We start from the raw sequence: 14,467 nt of genomic DNA on the forward strand, positions 1-14,467 counted from the left end.
CCGCATTGGGCAAGACCTTTGTCCAATGCACCCTTGTGGGGCATTTTCACGCCGCGGCTACGGCCTAGATCATGCCGAGCAAGAGCAGCACCAGCAGGACCACCAGAATGGCGCCCACGATGCCGGACGGGCCATAGCCCCAGCTGCGCGAATGGGGGAACACCGGAAGTCCGCCGATGAGCAGGACCAGCAGCACCAGAACCAGGATGGTCGAGAGAGTCATCTGCCATTCTCCATGAAGGCCAGGGGTCGACCGCCGTCGTAACAGGTTGCTACGAAGCGACGGGCCTGTTCCATGGACCCGCGCCAGCGGCGGAAAATTCCGAAGTCGTCAGGCGACCTCTGCCATCCCTCGATCCACCGGTGTTCCCGGCAAAAAAAAAGCCCGGATCAGGGATCCGGGCTCGGTCTTGGTGCAGGTATCTATCAGTGCGAGACGGCGCCGCTGGCCCCCAGGCCGGTCTGGGATCTCACGAACTGCGGGTAGAAGCGTGCACGCTCCTCTTCGGCAGCCGCCGACTTGTCGGTGATGGAGAAGAACCAGATGCCGATGAAGGCCACGGCGATGGAGAACAGCGCCGGGTATTCATAGGGGTAGATCGGCTTGGCATGACCGAGGATGGTCACCCAGATGGTCGGGCCGAGCACCATCAGGGCCACCGCGGTGATCAGGCCGAGCCAGCCACCGATCATGGCGCCCCGCGTGGTCAAGCGCTTCCAGTACATCGAGAGCAGCAGGATGGGGAAGTTGCAGCTGGCGGCGATGGAGAAGGCCAGGCCCACCATGAAGGCGATGTTCTGCTTCTCGAAGAGGATGCCCAGGGCAATGGCGACTACGCCCAGCGCCACGGTGGTCATCTTGGAGACGCGAATCTCGTCCTTCTCGTTGGCCTTGCCCTTCTTGATCACGCTGGCGTAGAGGTCATGGGAGACCGCCGAAGCACCGGCCAGGGTCAGACCGGCCACCACCGCCAGGATGGTGGCGAAGGCCACCGCCGAGATGAAGCCCAGGAAGATGCTGCCGCCCACGGCGTTGGCCAGGTGCACCGCCGCCATGTTGTTGCCGCCCAGCAGGGCGCCGGCGGCGTCCTTGAAGGCCGGGTTGGTGCTGACCAGCAGGATGGCGCCAAAGCCGATGATGAAGGTCAGGATGTAGAAGTAGCCGATGAAGCCGGTGGCGTAGAACACGCTCTTGCGGGCTTCCTTGGCGTCGCTCACGGTGAAGAAGCGCATCAGGATGTGCGGCAGGCCGGCGGTGCCGAACATCAGCGCCAGACCCAGGGAGAAGGCCGAGATCGGATCCTTCACCAGGCCGCCGGGGCTCATGATGGCCTCGCCTTTCGGATGCACGGCGATGGCTTCGGCGAACAGTCGGTTGAAGTCGAAGCCGACGTGCTTCATCACCATGAAGGCCATGAAGCTGGCGCCGGACAGCAGCAGCACCGCCTTGATGATCTGCACCCAGGTGGTGGCCAGCATGCCGCCGAAGAGGACGTAGAGCACCATGAGGATGCCCACCAGCACCACGGCCAGGGTGTAGTCCAGGCCGAACAGCAGCTGGATCAGCTTGCCGGCACCGACCATCTGGGCGATCAGGTAGAGGGCGACCACCACCAGCGAACCGCAGGCGGACAGGGTACGGATGTCCTTTTGCTTGAGGCGATAGGACGCCACGTCGGCGAAGGTGTACTTGCCCAGGTTGCGCAGGCGCTCGGCGATCAGGAACAGGATGATCGGCCAGCCCACCAGGAAGCCGATGGAGTAGATCAGGCCGTCGTAGCCGGAGGTGAACACCAGGGCGGAAATGCCCAGGAAAGAGGCGGCCGACATGTAGTCACCGGCGATGGCCAGACCATTCTGGAAACCGGTGATGCGCCCGCCAGCGGCGTAGTAGTCCGCTGCCGAGCGGTTGCGCTTGGAGGCCCAGTAGGTGATGCCCAGGGTGGCGCCGACGAAGGCCACGAACATCAGGATGGCGGAGACGTTCAGGGGTTGGCGCTGGACCGCGCCGCTGATGGCGTCGGCCGCCCACAGCGAAGGCGAGAGGGCCAGCAGTGCAGCGGCCAGGGAAAGACGTCTCATGGCTGCACCTCCCGGAGGATTTCCGCGTTGAGCCGATCGAATTCGCCATTGGCCCGGCGTACATAGATACCGGTCAGAACGAAGGCCGACAGGATCAGACCGACGCCCAGGGGGATACCCCAGGTCATGGCGGTCTCCGCATGGATACGGGTGCCGAGGACCCTGGGGGCGAAGGCGATCAGGAGAATGAAGGCGGAATAGAGTCCGAGCATGATGGCGGAGAGCGTCCAGGCAAAGCGCCCGCGCTTGGTCACCAGTTCTTGGAAACGCGGACTGGCTTCAATCCGCCGGTAGGTGCTGTCATTCATTATTGTTGTTCCTTACAGCATGACGGGAGCGTCGAGCTCTACTCTAGGCCCGCCCGGTAAGGCTTCCAGACGACTTTAGTCGTACCTTCTCCGACCTCAGTAATCCCAGAGCCGACGCCAGCCCTGCAGCGGGCGGTGACCCTCGCCATCGAGCACCGAGACGCTCGCCGTCATCCCCGCGCTGAGGTGGATATCCGCCGGTACGTCCAGCAGTTCGATGCGCACCGGAATGCGTTGCGCCAGGCGCACCCAGTTGAAGGTCGGCTCGACGTTGGCCAGCAACTGGGCATCGTTGGCCGCATTGCGATCGGTGATGCCGCTGCTGATGCTCGCCACCCGCCCCTGCAGCGGCGCTGCCTGGTTCATCAGGCGCACCCGTACCGCATCACCGGGGTGGATAGAGGGGATCTTGGTCTCCTCGAAATAGGCCATGACGTAGAAGGACTTGGTATCCACCAGCGCCATCACCGCCTGGCCGGTCTGCACATAGTTGCCCTCGGCGAATCTGAGGTTGGTGATCCGCCCCTCCCGCGGCGCCAGCACCCGGCTGCGATCCAGGTTGATCTGGGCCAGGTTCACGTCGCTCAGGGCTTCCTGGTACTGGCTGCGGGCGACGGCGACATTGACCTGGGCGGTCTCGCGGTCCTCGGCGCTGATGGCGCTGGTACCCAGGCGCTGGCGCCGGGCCGCCTCGCTCTCGCGCAGACGCAATTGCTGCTGGCGCGTCTCGGCCACCGCCTTGGCATGGGCGAGATTGGCCTGATAACGCTGCTGATCGATCTGCAGGAGCAGATCGCCCGGCTTGACCAATTGGTTGTCCACCACCGCCAGACGGGTCACCCAGCCGGACACGTCGGGCGCGACCACCACCACATCGGCCCGTACCCGCGCATCGCGCGTCCAGGGCGTATAGAGATAGAAATGCCACAGCCAGGTGCCGGCCAGGATGGCGAGCAGTACCACGATCAGGGTTATCGCCACACGCAGGGTCTTGTGCATCGCCTTTGCGATCCTCTTGTCATAGGGCTCAGGTGGCCAGCACGGCCACGATGCCGGCCAGCCAGAGCACGAACAGCGCGCAGCCGAACAGGGCGCCGTGCCAGAGATGGCGGCCGAGGCCGCTGCGCTGCAACAGCCACAGCGAGAGGGCCGTCAGCAATAGCGCCAGGACGCCATAGACGAACAGCGGCCCCAGGTAGACCCCGCCGATGGCCCATTCATGCAGATTCATCCGCGCCCTCCTCCACTACCGCCTCTAGACAACAGCTGCGCCAGGTCTGCTGGAGCTGGCCGATGGCACCGCGCGCCAGTCGATGCGGCTCATCGTCCGGCGCCTGGTCCAGCGCCTGGCGCAAACGCTCCGCTGCGGCGTCCAGCGCGCCCGGCTGGAGGTCACCGAAGCCCACTTCCAGCTGTTCGGCAAAGCGCGCGAGAAAGGCATCCCGCGCCCGCGCCACCTCGCCCTGGGCATCGGCCAGGCAGGCGCGCAGGTGCAGCAATTCGTTGCCCAGGTCCAGCGCCAGCAATCCCTGCTCCCAGCGCCCGCGCTCGCCCGCCGACAGCTGATCGATATGCCGCGCCAGCAGCAACAGGCGATCCGCCATGCGTCCACCGAACCAGGTCTCGGCATTGGCCAGAGGGACCCTGGTCAGTCGCTGCAGGTCGTAGGTGGTGGCCTCCAGGATCCGGCGACTGGTACGCCGCGGCGTCCGCAGGCTGATCAGCCGGAACATCAGCACCGCCGCGCCCACCCCGATCAGCAGACTCTGCAACTGGTTGAGCAAGGCGCCCATTTCCACCTGGCCGTGATTGTTGGGCGAAACCAGCACCAGCAGGTGGATGGCGAAGGCCGTCGCGGTGCCCACCACGCTGGGTGGACCGGCCATCCCCAGGGCGGCAAAGAACAGCGGCACCCCCAGTACCAGGCACAGCAGCGGATAGCCACTGATCTGCGGCAACAGCACCTGGCTGACGAGGATGGCGACCGGTGCGGCATAGAGGATGCCGCGCAGGAACCCGAGACCTATGGTCGCGGCGTTGTCGCGATTGGCGAACAGACTGCAGATGACGCCGGCCATGAGCATGGCACCCGGCGCCGAGGGCCAGGCACTGGCCAGCCAGAAGACGCCCACGGCCAGCAGCGCACAGGCGCTGCGCAGGCCATAGAGCAGCGCCGTCTGGACATCGCGATGGCGGGCCAATGCCGAGGGCGCCACGGCGCTGAGCTGCGCCGTATGGACGCTGTCCAGGGCTCGACCGGCGAGCAAAATCTTGTCCAGCAGGATTGCGAAGCGGGCCAGCAGGTAGCGCTGGTCGTTGTCCAGCTCCGGGGCGGTGCCGGCAGCCTCTCGCAGACGCTGCAGGAGGGCCTCCAGAGCGGGAGCCTGGGGGTCGGCCAGGGTCACCAGCAGTTCGTCGCGCCAGGGCTGCAGCGCGCCCCTTCGCGACTCGTCCAGGCCACGCCACTGGCGCATGGCGCCGCGAGCGGTGCGCAGCAGGCTGAGCAGGTCGCGCGAGAGCAGGCGCAGCGCCCGGGCACGCTGCCGGCCACGCTGGCCTTCGAACCAGGCATGGTCGCGCTGGGCGTCCACCGCCACCACCTGGCCGAGCATGGCCAGCAGGCCCTGGGTGGCGTCCTGGGCCTCCGCCAGCTCCGCCCGCGCGGCGGCCACGCCCTGCTCCCAGGTGCGCCGCGCCTGAGCGGCCAGATTCTGCTCCACGCGCTGCGGCCAGAACAGCGCGCTGACCGCCGAGGCCACGACGATGCCCAGGCAGATCTCGGTACAGCGGGCCACCGCCTGGTCGAACACCGTCAGCGGATGGGCGATGGCGGGCAGGCCGATGATCGCCACCGTATAGCCGGCCAGGACGAAGCCATAGGCGACATGGTTGCGCAGCAGGGTCGAGGCGGCCGTGCAGAGGGCCATCCAACCCGCCAGGGCCAACAGGAACAGCCAGGGCGTCTGGGCGAAGAAGCCCATGAGTACCACCGCCATGCAGGTGCCAGCGAGGGTGCCGAGCAGGCGGAACAATCCCTTGGCCAGCACCATGCCGGACAGCGGCTGGGAGACGATCATCACCGTCATGCAGGCCCAGACTGGTTGCTCGAGGCTGAAACGAACGGCCAGCCAGAGCGCCAGTCCGGCGGCGAACAGGGTCTTGCCGGCAAAGAGGAGCGCCGCCGGCGTGGGTGCGAGAAAGACCGTCCAGGGTAGGCGCACGTCGGCTCTTGGTCTGCAGGGGATCCAGCATAGGCCGCGCGACCCGGGCGAAGTTCCAGCGGGTCGCCCGGACGAAAAAAAGGCGACCCGGGGGTCGCCTGAAGTGCCTTGCGTGCTCGAGCGACGACGCTCCGTCGTCACCACTCCCTGCAGACTAGACGAGTTGCAGCCGGCGTTCTTGATCGAGATCAAGATTGCCCGGGTTTTGTCCAGCCATGCCGAGCAGGCGGTCGATCAGGGCGCAGTCGGATTCACGCCGTACCTGGGCGAACAGAGCCGCCGCCTCGGGATAGCTGCGCGTCAGCATGCCCAGCCACTGTTTGAGGCGCCCTGGGGCGTAGCGCGGCGCCAGCTTGCGCTGCGCCATGACCCAGAAGCGCTGCACTCGCGGCAGGATCTCGGCCCAGCTTTGCACAGCCGTCTCCTCGCCGCGTACGGCAGCGGCGATCTGCAGCGCCAGATCCGGTCGCGAGACCAGGCCGCGGCCCAGCATGACCGAGGCCTGACCGCTGACACTGCGGCAGCGCCAGTAATCATCCAGGGTCCAGATCTCGCCATTGGCCAGCACCGGCACGGACACCCGGTCGGCCACCCGCGCCACCCACTCCCAGTGTGCCGGCGGGCGATAACCCTCGACCTTGGTTCGTGCATGGACCACCAGTTGCGTCGCGCCGCCCTCTGCCAAGGCCTCGGCGCAGGCCAGGGCGCTGTTCGGGCTGTCATAGCCCAGGCGCATCTTGGCGGTGACTGGAATGTGCGCCGGAACGGCCTGACGCACGCTCTCGACGATCCGGTTGAGTAGTTCCGGCTCCTTGAGCAGCACCGCGCCGCCGCGGGACTTGTTGACGGTCTTGGCCGGGCAGCCGAAGTTGAGGTCGATCACCGGTGCGCCCAGGGTGCAGGCGAAGGCCGCATTGTCGGCCAGGCAGGCCGGATCCGAGCCCAGCAGCTGCACGCGCATGGGGGTGCCCGATGGCGTACGCGCACCCTGCCCCAGCTCCGGCGCCAGCTTGGCGAAGGCCGCCGCCGGCAGCAGGCGATCGCAGACACGGATGAATTCGCTCACGCACCAGTCGAGTCCACCGACTTCGGTCAGCAACTCGCGCAGGATGTCGTCGACGAGTCCCTCCATGGGCGCCAGGGCGATCTCCATGTCAGACGTCCTCGCCGGGCAGCGCCTGACCGTAACCGGCCAGGAACTCAGGTGGCATACGCTTGGGCTTGCCGGAAGACAGCTCGATGCAGACGAAGGTCGTCCGGGCGCGCAGCAGGGTCACGCCATCGGCGGGACGCTGCAGCTGGAATTGCCGGGTCATGCGCAGACGGCGATCCCAGTCCACCAGCCAGGTGCCGAGCACCAGCTCATCGTCCTGGTAACCGCTGCTGAGGTAGTCGATCTCGTGGCGCACCACGGCCATGGCGCGATCCAGGCGCTGGAAGGTGGCCAGGTCCAGGCCCAGGGCCGCCGAATGCTGCCAGGCGCACTGTTCGAGCCAGCTGACGTAGACGGCATTGTTGGCATGGCCCAGGCCGTCGATGTGCTCGGCACCGATGCGCAGCGGCAGGAGATGGGGCGTCGGTCTGTCCCACTGCATGATGAGACCCTCTCGCGGGCGAGGTCGAAAGACGGAAGGCCAGGCCGAACGGGATCCTGGCCAGGTCATCGGTCGCGGATACTGGCATGAATCCGCGGACAATAAAAAAGGGCCTGCATCGCTGCAGGCCCTTCTTCATGTTTGGCGCACTCGGGAGGATTCGAACCTCCGACCGCTCGGTTCGTAGCCGAGTACTCTATCCAGCTGAGCTACGAGTGCGTTTCGGTGAGTTTAGCCAGAACACCGCTGGTACTGCTGAAGCCAGAGGCTTCGTCGATTTGGCGCACTCGGGAGGATTCGAACCTCCGACCGCTCGGTTCGTAGCCGAGTACTCTATCCAGCTGAGCTACGAGTGCGTTGAAGCTGCGTATTCTAGCTTCCGTTTCTGACGTGTCAAGCAAATTTGCTTGTTTATCAGGTACTTACCATTTGGTCAGTACAGCGGAGCCAGTTTGAAGCAAATGGCGGTGAGGGAGGGATTCGAACCCTCGACACCCTTTTGAGGTGTACTCCCTTAGCAGGGGAGCGCCTTCGGCCACTCGGCCACCTCACCGCAACGGGGCGAAACTATATCGAAGGTTTGCCCGTTTGCAAAGAGAAAAATTCAAAAAAAATCAGTGGTTTGGTTCTTGGTCCTTTTCCTTCTGGATGCGCTGGTAGATTTCCTCGCGATGAACCGCGACTTCCTTGGGTGCATTGACGCCAATGCGGACCTGGTTGCCCTTGACTCCCAGTACCGTCACGGTGACTTCGTCACCCACCATCAGGGTCTCACCAACCCGACGAGTCAAAATAAGCATTCCATTCTCCTTAAGCTTTAACTCAGTCTGCACGTATGAACCGAAACGATCCCTGAATGGACCCTCTAGTCGCTATTGACCTCTGTCCATGCAAGTAAAGTTCCGCAAGAGCCGCGATAGATGAGGCCCCTGTGGCAGGGACCTCGCTTGGCGGGTCACTCGGCGCCGCGTGCGGGGGCGTCGAGCTCGAAAGCGGTGTGCAGCGCGCGAACGGCCAGCTCGAGGTATTTCTCCTCGATGACCACCGACACCTTGATCTCGGAGGTGGAGATCATCTGGATGTTGATGCTCTCCTTGGCCAGGGCTTCGAACATCTGGCTAGCCACGCCGGCGTGGGATCTCATGCCGACGCCGACGATGGAGACCTTGGCGATCTTGATATCGCCCACGGACTCACGGGCACCGATCTCGACACCGGTGCGCTTGAGGATCTCCAGGGCCGCCTGGTAGTCGTTGCGGTGCACGGTGAAGGTGAAGTCGGTGGTGTTATCGTGCGCGACGTTCTGCACGATCATGTCGACTTCGATGTTGGCCGCGCTGATCGGGCCGAGGATCTTGAAGGCCACGCCGGGGGTATCCGGCACACCGCGAATGGTCAGCTTGGCTTCGTCACGGTTGAAGGCGATGCCGGAGATGATCGGCTGTTCCATGGATTCCTCTTCATCAAGGGTAATGAGGGTGCCCGGACCCTCCTGAAAGCTGTGCAGCACGCGCAGCGGCACGTTGTATTTACCGGCGAATTCCACCGAGCGGATCTGCAGCACCTTGGAGCCGAGGCTGGCCATTTCCAGCATTTCCTCGAAGGTGATCTTGTCCAGGCGCTGGGCCTGGGGCACCACGCGCGGATCGGTGGTGTAGACGCCGTCGACGTCGGTGTAGATCTGGCATTCGTCGGCCTTCAGCGCGGCCGCCAGGGCCACGCCCGTAGTGTCGGAGCCACCACGGCCCAGGGTGGTGATGTTGCCCTGCTCGTCGACGCCCTGGAAGCCGGCTACGACCACGACCTTGCGCGCCTTGAGGTCGGCGCGGATGCGGGCATCGTCGATCTGCTGGATGCGCGCCTTGGTGTGGGCGCTGTCGGTGAGGATGCGCACCTGGCTGCCCGTGTAGGAGACCGCCTGGACGCCGCGCTTGAGCAGCGCCATGGTCAGCAGGCCGATGGTGACCTGCTCGCCGGTGGAGACCATGACATCCAGCTCGCGCGGATCGGGTTGCTCCATGATCTGCTTGGCGAGGCCGATCAGGCGGTTGGTCTCGCCACTCATGGCCGACACCACCACGACGATCTGGTCGCCCGCTTCATGGAAGCGTTTCACCTTGTCGGCGACCTGCTCGATACGCTCCACCGTACCCACCGAGGTACCGCCGAATTTCTGTACGATCAATGCCATTGCTTGCTGCCCGTCCGCAGAAAAATCTGATTCATGTTGTTGAGGGAGGAAGCGGGCCGCCCTCCCCGGCGACCCGCAGCGCTCTTAGAGGCTTTCCTCGGCGTACTGGCCGGCACAGGCCAGGGCCGCTGCGAGCTGGCTGGCATCGGTGCCGCCGCCCTGGGCCATGTCAGGACGACCACCGCCCTTGCCCCCCACCACGGCCGCGGCGCGCTTCATCAGCTCGCCGGCCTTGAGCTTGGCGGTCAGGTCGGCGGTGACGCCGGCCACCAGCACCACCTTGCCGTCGGCTTCGCCACCGAGCAGGATCATGCCGCTGCCCAGCTTGTTCTTGAGCTGGTCGACCAGCGCCAGCAGCGCCTTGCCGTCGAGGCCGTCGAGACGCGCGGTGAGCACCTTGGCGCCCTTCACATCCTGCGCCTGGTCCACCAGGTCACCGGCCGAGGCACTGGCGGCCTTGGCCTTGAGCTGCTCGATTTCCTTTTCCAGCTGGCGATTGCGCTCGACCAGCGCGGCCAGCTTGTCCAGCACGTTGTCGCGACTGCCCTTGAGCAGGCTGGCGGCTTCGCGCAGTTGCTCCTCGGCGCCGTTGAGGTAGGCCAGGGCCGCGGTGCCGGTGATGGCTTCCACGCGGCGTACGCCGGAGGCCACGCCACCTTCGCTGACCAGCTTGAGCAGGCCGATGTCGCCGGTCTGGACGACGTGGGTACCGCCGCACAGCTCGACGGAGAATTCACCGCCCATGCCGACCACGCGTACCACGTCGCCGTACTTCTCGCCGAACAGTGCCATGGCGCCACGGGCCTTGGCCTCGTCGATGGCCATGACCTCGGTGGTCACCGCGCTGTTCTTGCGGATCTCTTCGTTGACGATGGTCTCGATGCGCTTGAGCTCCTCGGGCCTGATGGCCTCGAAGTGGCTGAAGTCGAATCTCAGGCGCTGGTCGTTGACCAGGGAGCCCTTCTGGTGGACATGGTCGCCCAACACCTGGCGCAGCGCGGCGTGCAGCAGGTGGGTACCGGAGTGGTTCAGGGCGATACCCTGGCGGCGACCGGCATCTACCTGGGCCATGAGCGCGGTGCCGACGTTGAGGCTGCCCTTGGTCACCACGCCATGGTGCAGGAAGGCGCCCTGGGTCTTGGTGGTGTCGCGCACGGCAAAGCCAACGCCGGCGCTTTCCAGGAAACCGGTATCGCCGACCTGGCCACCGGATTCACCGTAGAACGGCGTCTGGTCGAGGATGACCACGCCCTCTTCGCCTTCGGCCAGGCTGTCCACTGGCTGACCGGCACGGTACAGGGCGACGATGGTGCCCGAGGCGCTAGTGGTGTCGTAGCCGAGAAAACGGGTTTCGCCCTCGACCTTGACCAGGCTGTTGTAGTCCACGCCAAAGGCGCTCGCGGAACGGGCCCGCTCGCGCTGGGCCTCCATCTCGCGTTCGAAGCCGGCCTCGTCGAGATTCAGGTTGCGCTCGCGGGCGATGTCGTTGGTCAGGTCGACCGGGAAGCCGTAGGTGTCATAGAGCTTGAACACCACGTCGCCGGGGATGGTGTCGCCCTGCAGCTGCGCCAGATCCTGTTCGAGGATCTTCAGGCCCTGCTCCAGGGTCTTGGCGAACTGCTCTTCCTCGGTACGCAGCACACGCTCGATGTGCGCCTGCTGCTGGACCAGCTCGGGATAGGCCTGACCCATCTCGGCCACCAGGGCGGCGACGATCTTGTGGAAGAAGGTGCCCTTGGCGCCCAGCTTGTTGCCGTGGCGGCAGGCACGCCGAATGATGCGGCGCAGCACATAGCCACGGCCTTCGTTGGACGGCAGCACGCCATCGGCGATCAGGAAGCTGCAGGAGCGGATGTGGTCGGCCACCACCTTGAGCGACGGGGCGTCGTCGTTGGCGCAACCGATGGCCTCGGCGGAGGCTGCCAGCAGCTGCTGGAACAGGTCGATCTCGTAGTTCGAATGCACGTGCTGCAGCACGGCGCTCACCCGCTCCAGACCCATGCCGGTGTCGACGCTGGGCGCCGGCAGCGGATGCAGGACGCCATCGGCGGTGCGATTGAACTGCATGAAGACGTTGTTCCAGATCTCGATGTAGCGATCGCCGTCTTCTTCCGGCGAACCGGGCGGGCCGCCCCAGATCTCGGGGCCATGGTCGAAGAAGATCTCGGTGCAGGGACCGCAGGGACCGGTGTCGCCCATGGTCCAGAAGTTGTCCGACGCATAGGGCGCGCCCTTGTTGTCGCCGATGCGCACCATCTGCGCCGCGGGCACCCCGACTTCCTTGGTCCAGATGTCGTAGGCCTCGTCATCGGTGGCGTAGACGGTGACCCAGAGCTTTTCCCGGGGCAGACCCAGCCACTGGGGCGAGGTGAGGAATTCCCAGGCGAAGGTGATGGCGTCGCGCTTGAAGTAGTCGCCGAAGCTGAAGTTGCCCAGCATCTCGAAGAAGGTGTGGTGACGCGCCGTGTAGCCGACGTTCTCCAGGTCGTTGTGTTTGCCGCCCGCGCGCACGCACTTCTGGCTGGTGGCGGCGCGGGTGTAGCTGCGCTTTTCCATGCCGAGGAAGCAGTCCTTGAACTGGTTCATCCCGGCGTTGGTGAACAGCAGGGTCGGATCGTTCGCGGGGATCAGCGAACTGGAGGCGACCCGGGTGTGCCCCTTCTCTTCGAAGAAGCGGAGGAAGGCTTCACGGATTTCGGCGCTTTTCATATTCATTCCAGACAATGGGCTTTTCGACGCGCGTGACGGGCATCCGACTGGATCGCAGACGAGACGAACGGAGCGGGCGCCGCAGACGCGGCACGTGCGGAAAACGGACACGCATGCCTGGGAGTATATCGACGCCTGCGCCCCGGTGTCGCCCCGGTTGCGCAGGAAAAACGTCGTCGGAAGACTTAGCGGTGGCGGTAGGCGGCGAAAGCGGCGATGACCGCCTCGATATCGGCAGCGTTGACGTCCAGATGGGTCACCAGGCGCAGGCGTGGGGCCGGACTGATGCGGATGCCGCGTTCGGCGAGGAAGGCCTGCAGGGCGGGTGCTTCGTTACCCATGGCGAGATAGACCATGTTGGTCTGCACCGGCTCCACCTGGTAGCCGAGTTCGGCCAGGGCGGTGCCGAGCTGGGCGGCATGGGTGTGGTCTTCGGCCAGGCGCTCGACCTGGTGGTCGAGGGCATGCAACCCCGCCGCTGCCAGCATGCCGGCTTGGCGCATACCGCCGCCGACCACCTTGCGCCAGCGACGCGCCTTGGCGATCAGCTCGGCATCGCCGCAGAGCACCGACCCCACCGGCGCACCGAGCCCCTTGGACAGGCAGACCGACACCGAATCGAAATGCTGGCTGATCTCGCGCACCGGCACGCCCAGCTTGACCGCGGCGTTGTACAGCCGCGCGCCGTCCAGATGCAGGGCCAGGCCGTGCTCCCGGGTGAAGGCGCGTGCCGCCGCCAGATAGGCCAGTGGCAGGACCTTGCCGTGCATGGTGTTTTCCAGCGCCAACAGCCGGGTACGGGCGAAGTGGAAGTCGTCGGCCTTGATGTAGCTGCGCACCAGGTCGAGATCGAGACTGCCGTCGGCGGCCATCTCGATGGGCTGCGGCTGGATGGAGCCGAGCACCGCGGCGCCCCCGCCTTCGTACTTGTAGGTGTGGGCCTGCTGGCCGACCAGGTACTCGTCGCCCCGCTCACAGTGCGCCAGCAGGCCGAGCAGATTGCTCATGGTGCCGCTGGGCACGAAGAGTCCGGCCTCCAGGCCGAGATCCCCCGCCAGACGCTGCTCCAGTCGGGTAACGGTCGGGTCTTCGCCGTAGACGTCGTCGCCCAGTTCGGCATCCAGCATGGCCTGGCGCATGGCTGTGGTGGGCTGGGTGACGGTATCGCTGCGCAGATCGATCATGCGGTGGCTCCTTATGCCGGGACCACGATGAGTCCGGCCCGCAGGCCGACGGCGACCTTGGGATTGGGAAAGATGATGCGCGCCTCGGCTTCGTCGACGATCCAGCGCTCGCTGCCGTCCTCGGCCAGCAACGAACCCTGGCGCAGCGGCGAGAAGTTGGCTACGTCGTCGGCCAGGTGCAACTGGAAGCGCGGACTGGACTTGTACACCTGGCGCGCCACGCGGAATCTCAGCAGCGAGGAATCTGGCGGCGGCAGTTCGGCTTCACGGCCTTCGATCAGGGCTTCGAGCAGCAGCTGCAGGCGACTCAGGTCGAGTTCGCTGTTCTCGCCGAAGGGCCGCGCCTGGCCCAGCTCCAGGGTCAGGGCCTCGGCCTGGCATTCGGCGTAGGTGTAGGCGCTGAAGGTGATGCCCGGCTTGTCGTAGAGCAACACGGCTTCGATGCCGGCGGCTTCCAGGCGCTGCAACTCGGCTTCCGAATGCTCACGCCCGGCGCTCCAGGGATAGAGGGCGAAGCGCGGCAGCGCCGAGGCGCGCAGCGCGGTGTGCAGGTCGTAGTGCAGGCGCGCCCGGTCGGGCTTGCTGAAGAATTGCGCGGACAGACGTTCGAGGTCGTTGGCGCGTTGCGCCTCGGAGCCTTCGGCCTGGGCATGGCGACCGTTGAACAGGCGATTCAGATCCTGCTCGACGTAGCGGGTGCCGCGACGCATGGCGTCGGGATTGCCGTACATGAACAGCAGACGGCAGGCGGGACGCAGGGCGCCGCTGGCGATGCCGCCGAGCAAGGCGTCGAGCAGTTCCATGGGCGCGGTCTCGTTGCCATGGATGCCCGCCGAGAGCAGCAGGTCCATGCGATTGTCGCGCGCCACCGGCGGGGTGACTTCCAGCACGCCTTCGGTCAGCCAGTGGAGACGAGTGCCGTCAGCAGTCAGTTGAATCTTCTCGGTCGGCTCGCGGCCGGCCAGGGTCAGGTCCAGCAGGCGGCCAAGCGCCAACCGATAACGTTCAGATGCAGCCATGCTCTACTCCGCTGAGCGACGTGTCGGGGCTAGTGTGGCGCTTCAGAAGTTGTCTACACAATTTTGGCGGCGCTTTTGGTCCCCGAGCGGCGTTGCCCCTCCTCGCCATAGCCCTGCTATGACTCGTCGCGGCGCCTTGCCCGGAAACAAAAATCACT

General features: G+C 65.5%; 13 protein-coding genes and 3 tRNA genes. All 16 read right to left on the reverse strand.

Annotation, left to right across the window (positions count from 1 at the left end; translation table 11 throughout):
* Positions 1–64 precede the first annotated feature (64 nt).
* Positions 65–223 (reverse strand): DUF3309 family protein, encoded by a 159-nt coding sequence (locus BMZ43_RS02475; RefSeq protein WP_007159093.1) that lies wholly within the window; start codon positions 221–223, stop codon positions 65–67.
* Positions 224–426: 203 nt separating this feature from the next.
* Positions 427–2,082 carry a cation acetate symporter gene (locus tag BMZ43_RS02480; protein WP_017639710.1) on the reverse strand — a complete coding sequence of 552 codons (1,656 nt, stop codon included), beginning with the start codon at positions 2,080–2,082 and terminating at the stop codon, positions 427–429.
* Positions 2,079–2,390: a DUF485 domain-containing protein gene (locus tag BMZ43_RS02485; RefSeq protein WP_017639709.1), complete on the reverse strand. Its 312-nt coding sequence runs from the start codon at positions 2,388–2,390 to the stop codon at positions 2,079–2,081. Before BMZ43_RS02485 ends, BMZ43_RS02480 begins: the two co-directional genes overlap by 4 nt.
* 96 nt (positions 2,391–2,486) lie before the next feature.
* A complete protein-coding gene (locus BMZ43_RS02490; RefSeq protein WP_093249547.1) occupies positions 2,487–3,389 on the reverse strand; it encodes an efflux RND transporter periplasmic adaptor subunit in 903 nt (300 codons plus the stop codon).
* A 28-nt stretch (positions 3,390–3,417) separates the two neighbouring features.
* Complete coding sequence (locus BMZ43_RS02495) at positions 3,418–3,621, reverse strand: DUF1656 domain-containing protein (RefSeq protein ID WP_017639707.1); 204 nt, start codon at positions 3,619–3,621, stop codon at positions 3,418–3,420.
* The gene (locus BMZ43_RS02500) at positions 3,608–5,611 is read right to left on the reverse strand and encodes an FUSC family protein (protein WP_093249551.1); all 2,004 of its coding nucleotides are present in this window, start codon (positions 5,609–5,611) and stop codon (positions 3,608–3,610) included. The genes BMZ43_RS02495 and BMZ43_RS02500 overlap by 14 nt, the downstream gene beginning before the upstream one ends.
* A 154-nt stretch (positions 5,612–5,765) precedes the next feature.
* Entirely contained in the window at positions 5,766–6,764 is a 999-nt protein-coding gene (locus BMZ43_RS02505) for a tRNA dihydrouridine synthase (protein WP_093249560.1), read from the reverse strand.
* 1 nt (position 6,765) lies between these two features.
* Entirely contained in the window at positions 6,766–7,206 is a 441-nt protein-coding gene (locus BMZ43_RS02510) for an acyl-CoA thioesterase (protein WP_017639704.1), read from the reverse strand.
* A 142-nt stretch (positions 7,207–7,348) separates the two neighbouring features.
* Positions 7,349–7,425: transfer RNA gene (locus BMZ43_RS02515), tRNA-Arg, on the reverse strand.
* Between the two features lie 60 nt (positions 7,426–7,485).
* A tRNA-Arg gene (locus BMZ43_RS02520) sits at positions 7,486–7,562 on the reverse strand.
* Positions 7,563–7,668: 106 nt separating this feature from the next.
* Positions 7,669–7,759 (reverse strand) — tRNA-Ser (locus tag BMZ43_RS02525).
* A 61-nt stretch (positions 7,760–7,820) separates the two neighbouring features.
* Positions 7,821–8,006 carry a carbon storage regulator CsrA gene (csrA, locus tag BMZ43_RS02530; RefSeq protein ID WP_007159101.1) on the reverse strand — a complete coding sequence of 62 codons (186 nt, stop codon included), beginning with the start codon at positions 8,004–8,006 and terminating at the stop codon, positions 7,821–7,823.
* A 155-nt stretch (positions 8,007–8,161) separates the two neighbouring features.
* Positions 8,162–9,397, reverse strand: coding sequence for an aspartate kinase (locus BMZ43_RS02535; RefSeq protein ID WP_068385496.1), 1,236 nt, complete (start codon positions 9,395–9,397; stop codon positions 8,162–8,164).
* Positions 9,398–9,481: 84 nt separating this feature from the next.
* Entirely contained in the window at positions 9,482–12,106 is a 2,625-nt protein-coding gene (gene alaS, locus BMZ43_RS02540) for an alanine--tRNA ligase (RefSeq protein WP_093249566.1), read from the reverse strand.
* Positions 12,107–12,291: 185 nt separating this feature from the next.
* Positions 12,292–13,290: a low-specificity L-threonine aldolase gene (gene ltaE, locus BMZ43_RS02545; RefSeq protein ID WP_064306585.1), complete on the reverse strand. Its 999-nt coding sequence runs from the start codon at positions 13,288–13,290 to the stop codon at positions 12,292–12,294.
* 11 nt (positions 13,291–13,301) lie between these two features.
* Entirely contained in the window at positions 13,302–14,309 is a 1,008-nt protein-coding gene (astE, locus tag BMZ43_RS02550; protein WP_064306586.1) for a succinylglutamate desuccinylase, read from the reverse strand.
* Positions 14,310–14,467: the final 158 nt, after the last annotated feature.

It is taken from the genome of Pseudomonas sp. Snoq117.2, from assembly GCF_900110545.1.
Classification (GTDB): domain Bacteria; phylum Pseudomonadota; class Gammaproteobacteria; order Pseudomonadales; family Pseudomonadaceae; genus Chryseomonas; species Chryseomonas benzopyrenica.

Coding starts and splice junctions, on each gene's coding strand:
- BMZ43_RS02475 (WP_007159093.1), bottom strand. CDS start 223: ATGACTCTCTCGACCATCCTGGTTCTGGTGCTGCTGGTCCTGCTCATC.
- BMZ43_RS02480 (WP_017639710.1), bottom strand. CDS start 2,082: ATGAGACGTCTTTCCCTGGCCGCTGCACTGCTGGCCCTCTCGCCTTCG.
- BMZ43_RS02485 (WP_017639709.1), bottom strand. CDS start 2,390: ATGAATGACAGCACCTACCGGCGGATTGAAGCCAGTCCGCGTTTCCAA.
- BMZ43_RS02490 (WP_093249547.1), bottom strand. CDS start 3,389: ATGCACAAGACCCTGCGTGTGGCGATAACCCTGATCGTGGTACTGCTC.
- BMZ43_RS02495 (WP_017639707.1), bottom strand. CDS start 3,621: ATGAATCTGCATGAATGGGCCATCGGCGGGGTCTACCTGGGGCCGCTG.
- BMZ43_RS02505 (WP_093249560.1), bottom strand. CDS start 6,764: ATGGAGATCGCCCTGGCGCCCATGGAGGGACTCGTCGACGACATCCTG.
- BMZ43_RS02510 (WP_017639704.1), bottom strand. CDS start 7,206: ATGCAGTGGGACAGACCGACGCCCCATCTCCTGCCGCTGCGCATCGGT.
- csrA (WP_007159101.1), bottom strand. CDS start 8,006: ATGCTTATTTTGACTCGTCGGGTTGGTGAGACCCTGATGGTGGGTGAC.
- BMZ43_RS02535 (WP_068385496.1), bottom strand. CDS start 9,397: ATGGCATTGATCGTACAGAAATTCGGCGGTACCTCGGTGGGTACGGTG.
- alaS (WP_093249566.1), bottom strand. CDS start 12,106: ATGAAAAGCGCCGAAATCCGTGAAGCCTTCCTCCGCTTCTTCGAAGAG.
- ltaE (WP_064306585.1), bottom strand. CDS start 13,290: ATGATCGATCTGCGCAGCGATACCGTCACCCAGCCCACCACAGCCATG.
- astE (WP_064306586.1), bottom strand. CDS start 14,309: ATGGCTGCATCTGAACGTTATCGGTTGGCGCTTGGCCGCCTGCTGGAC.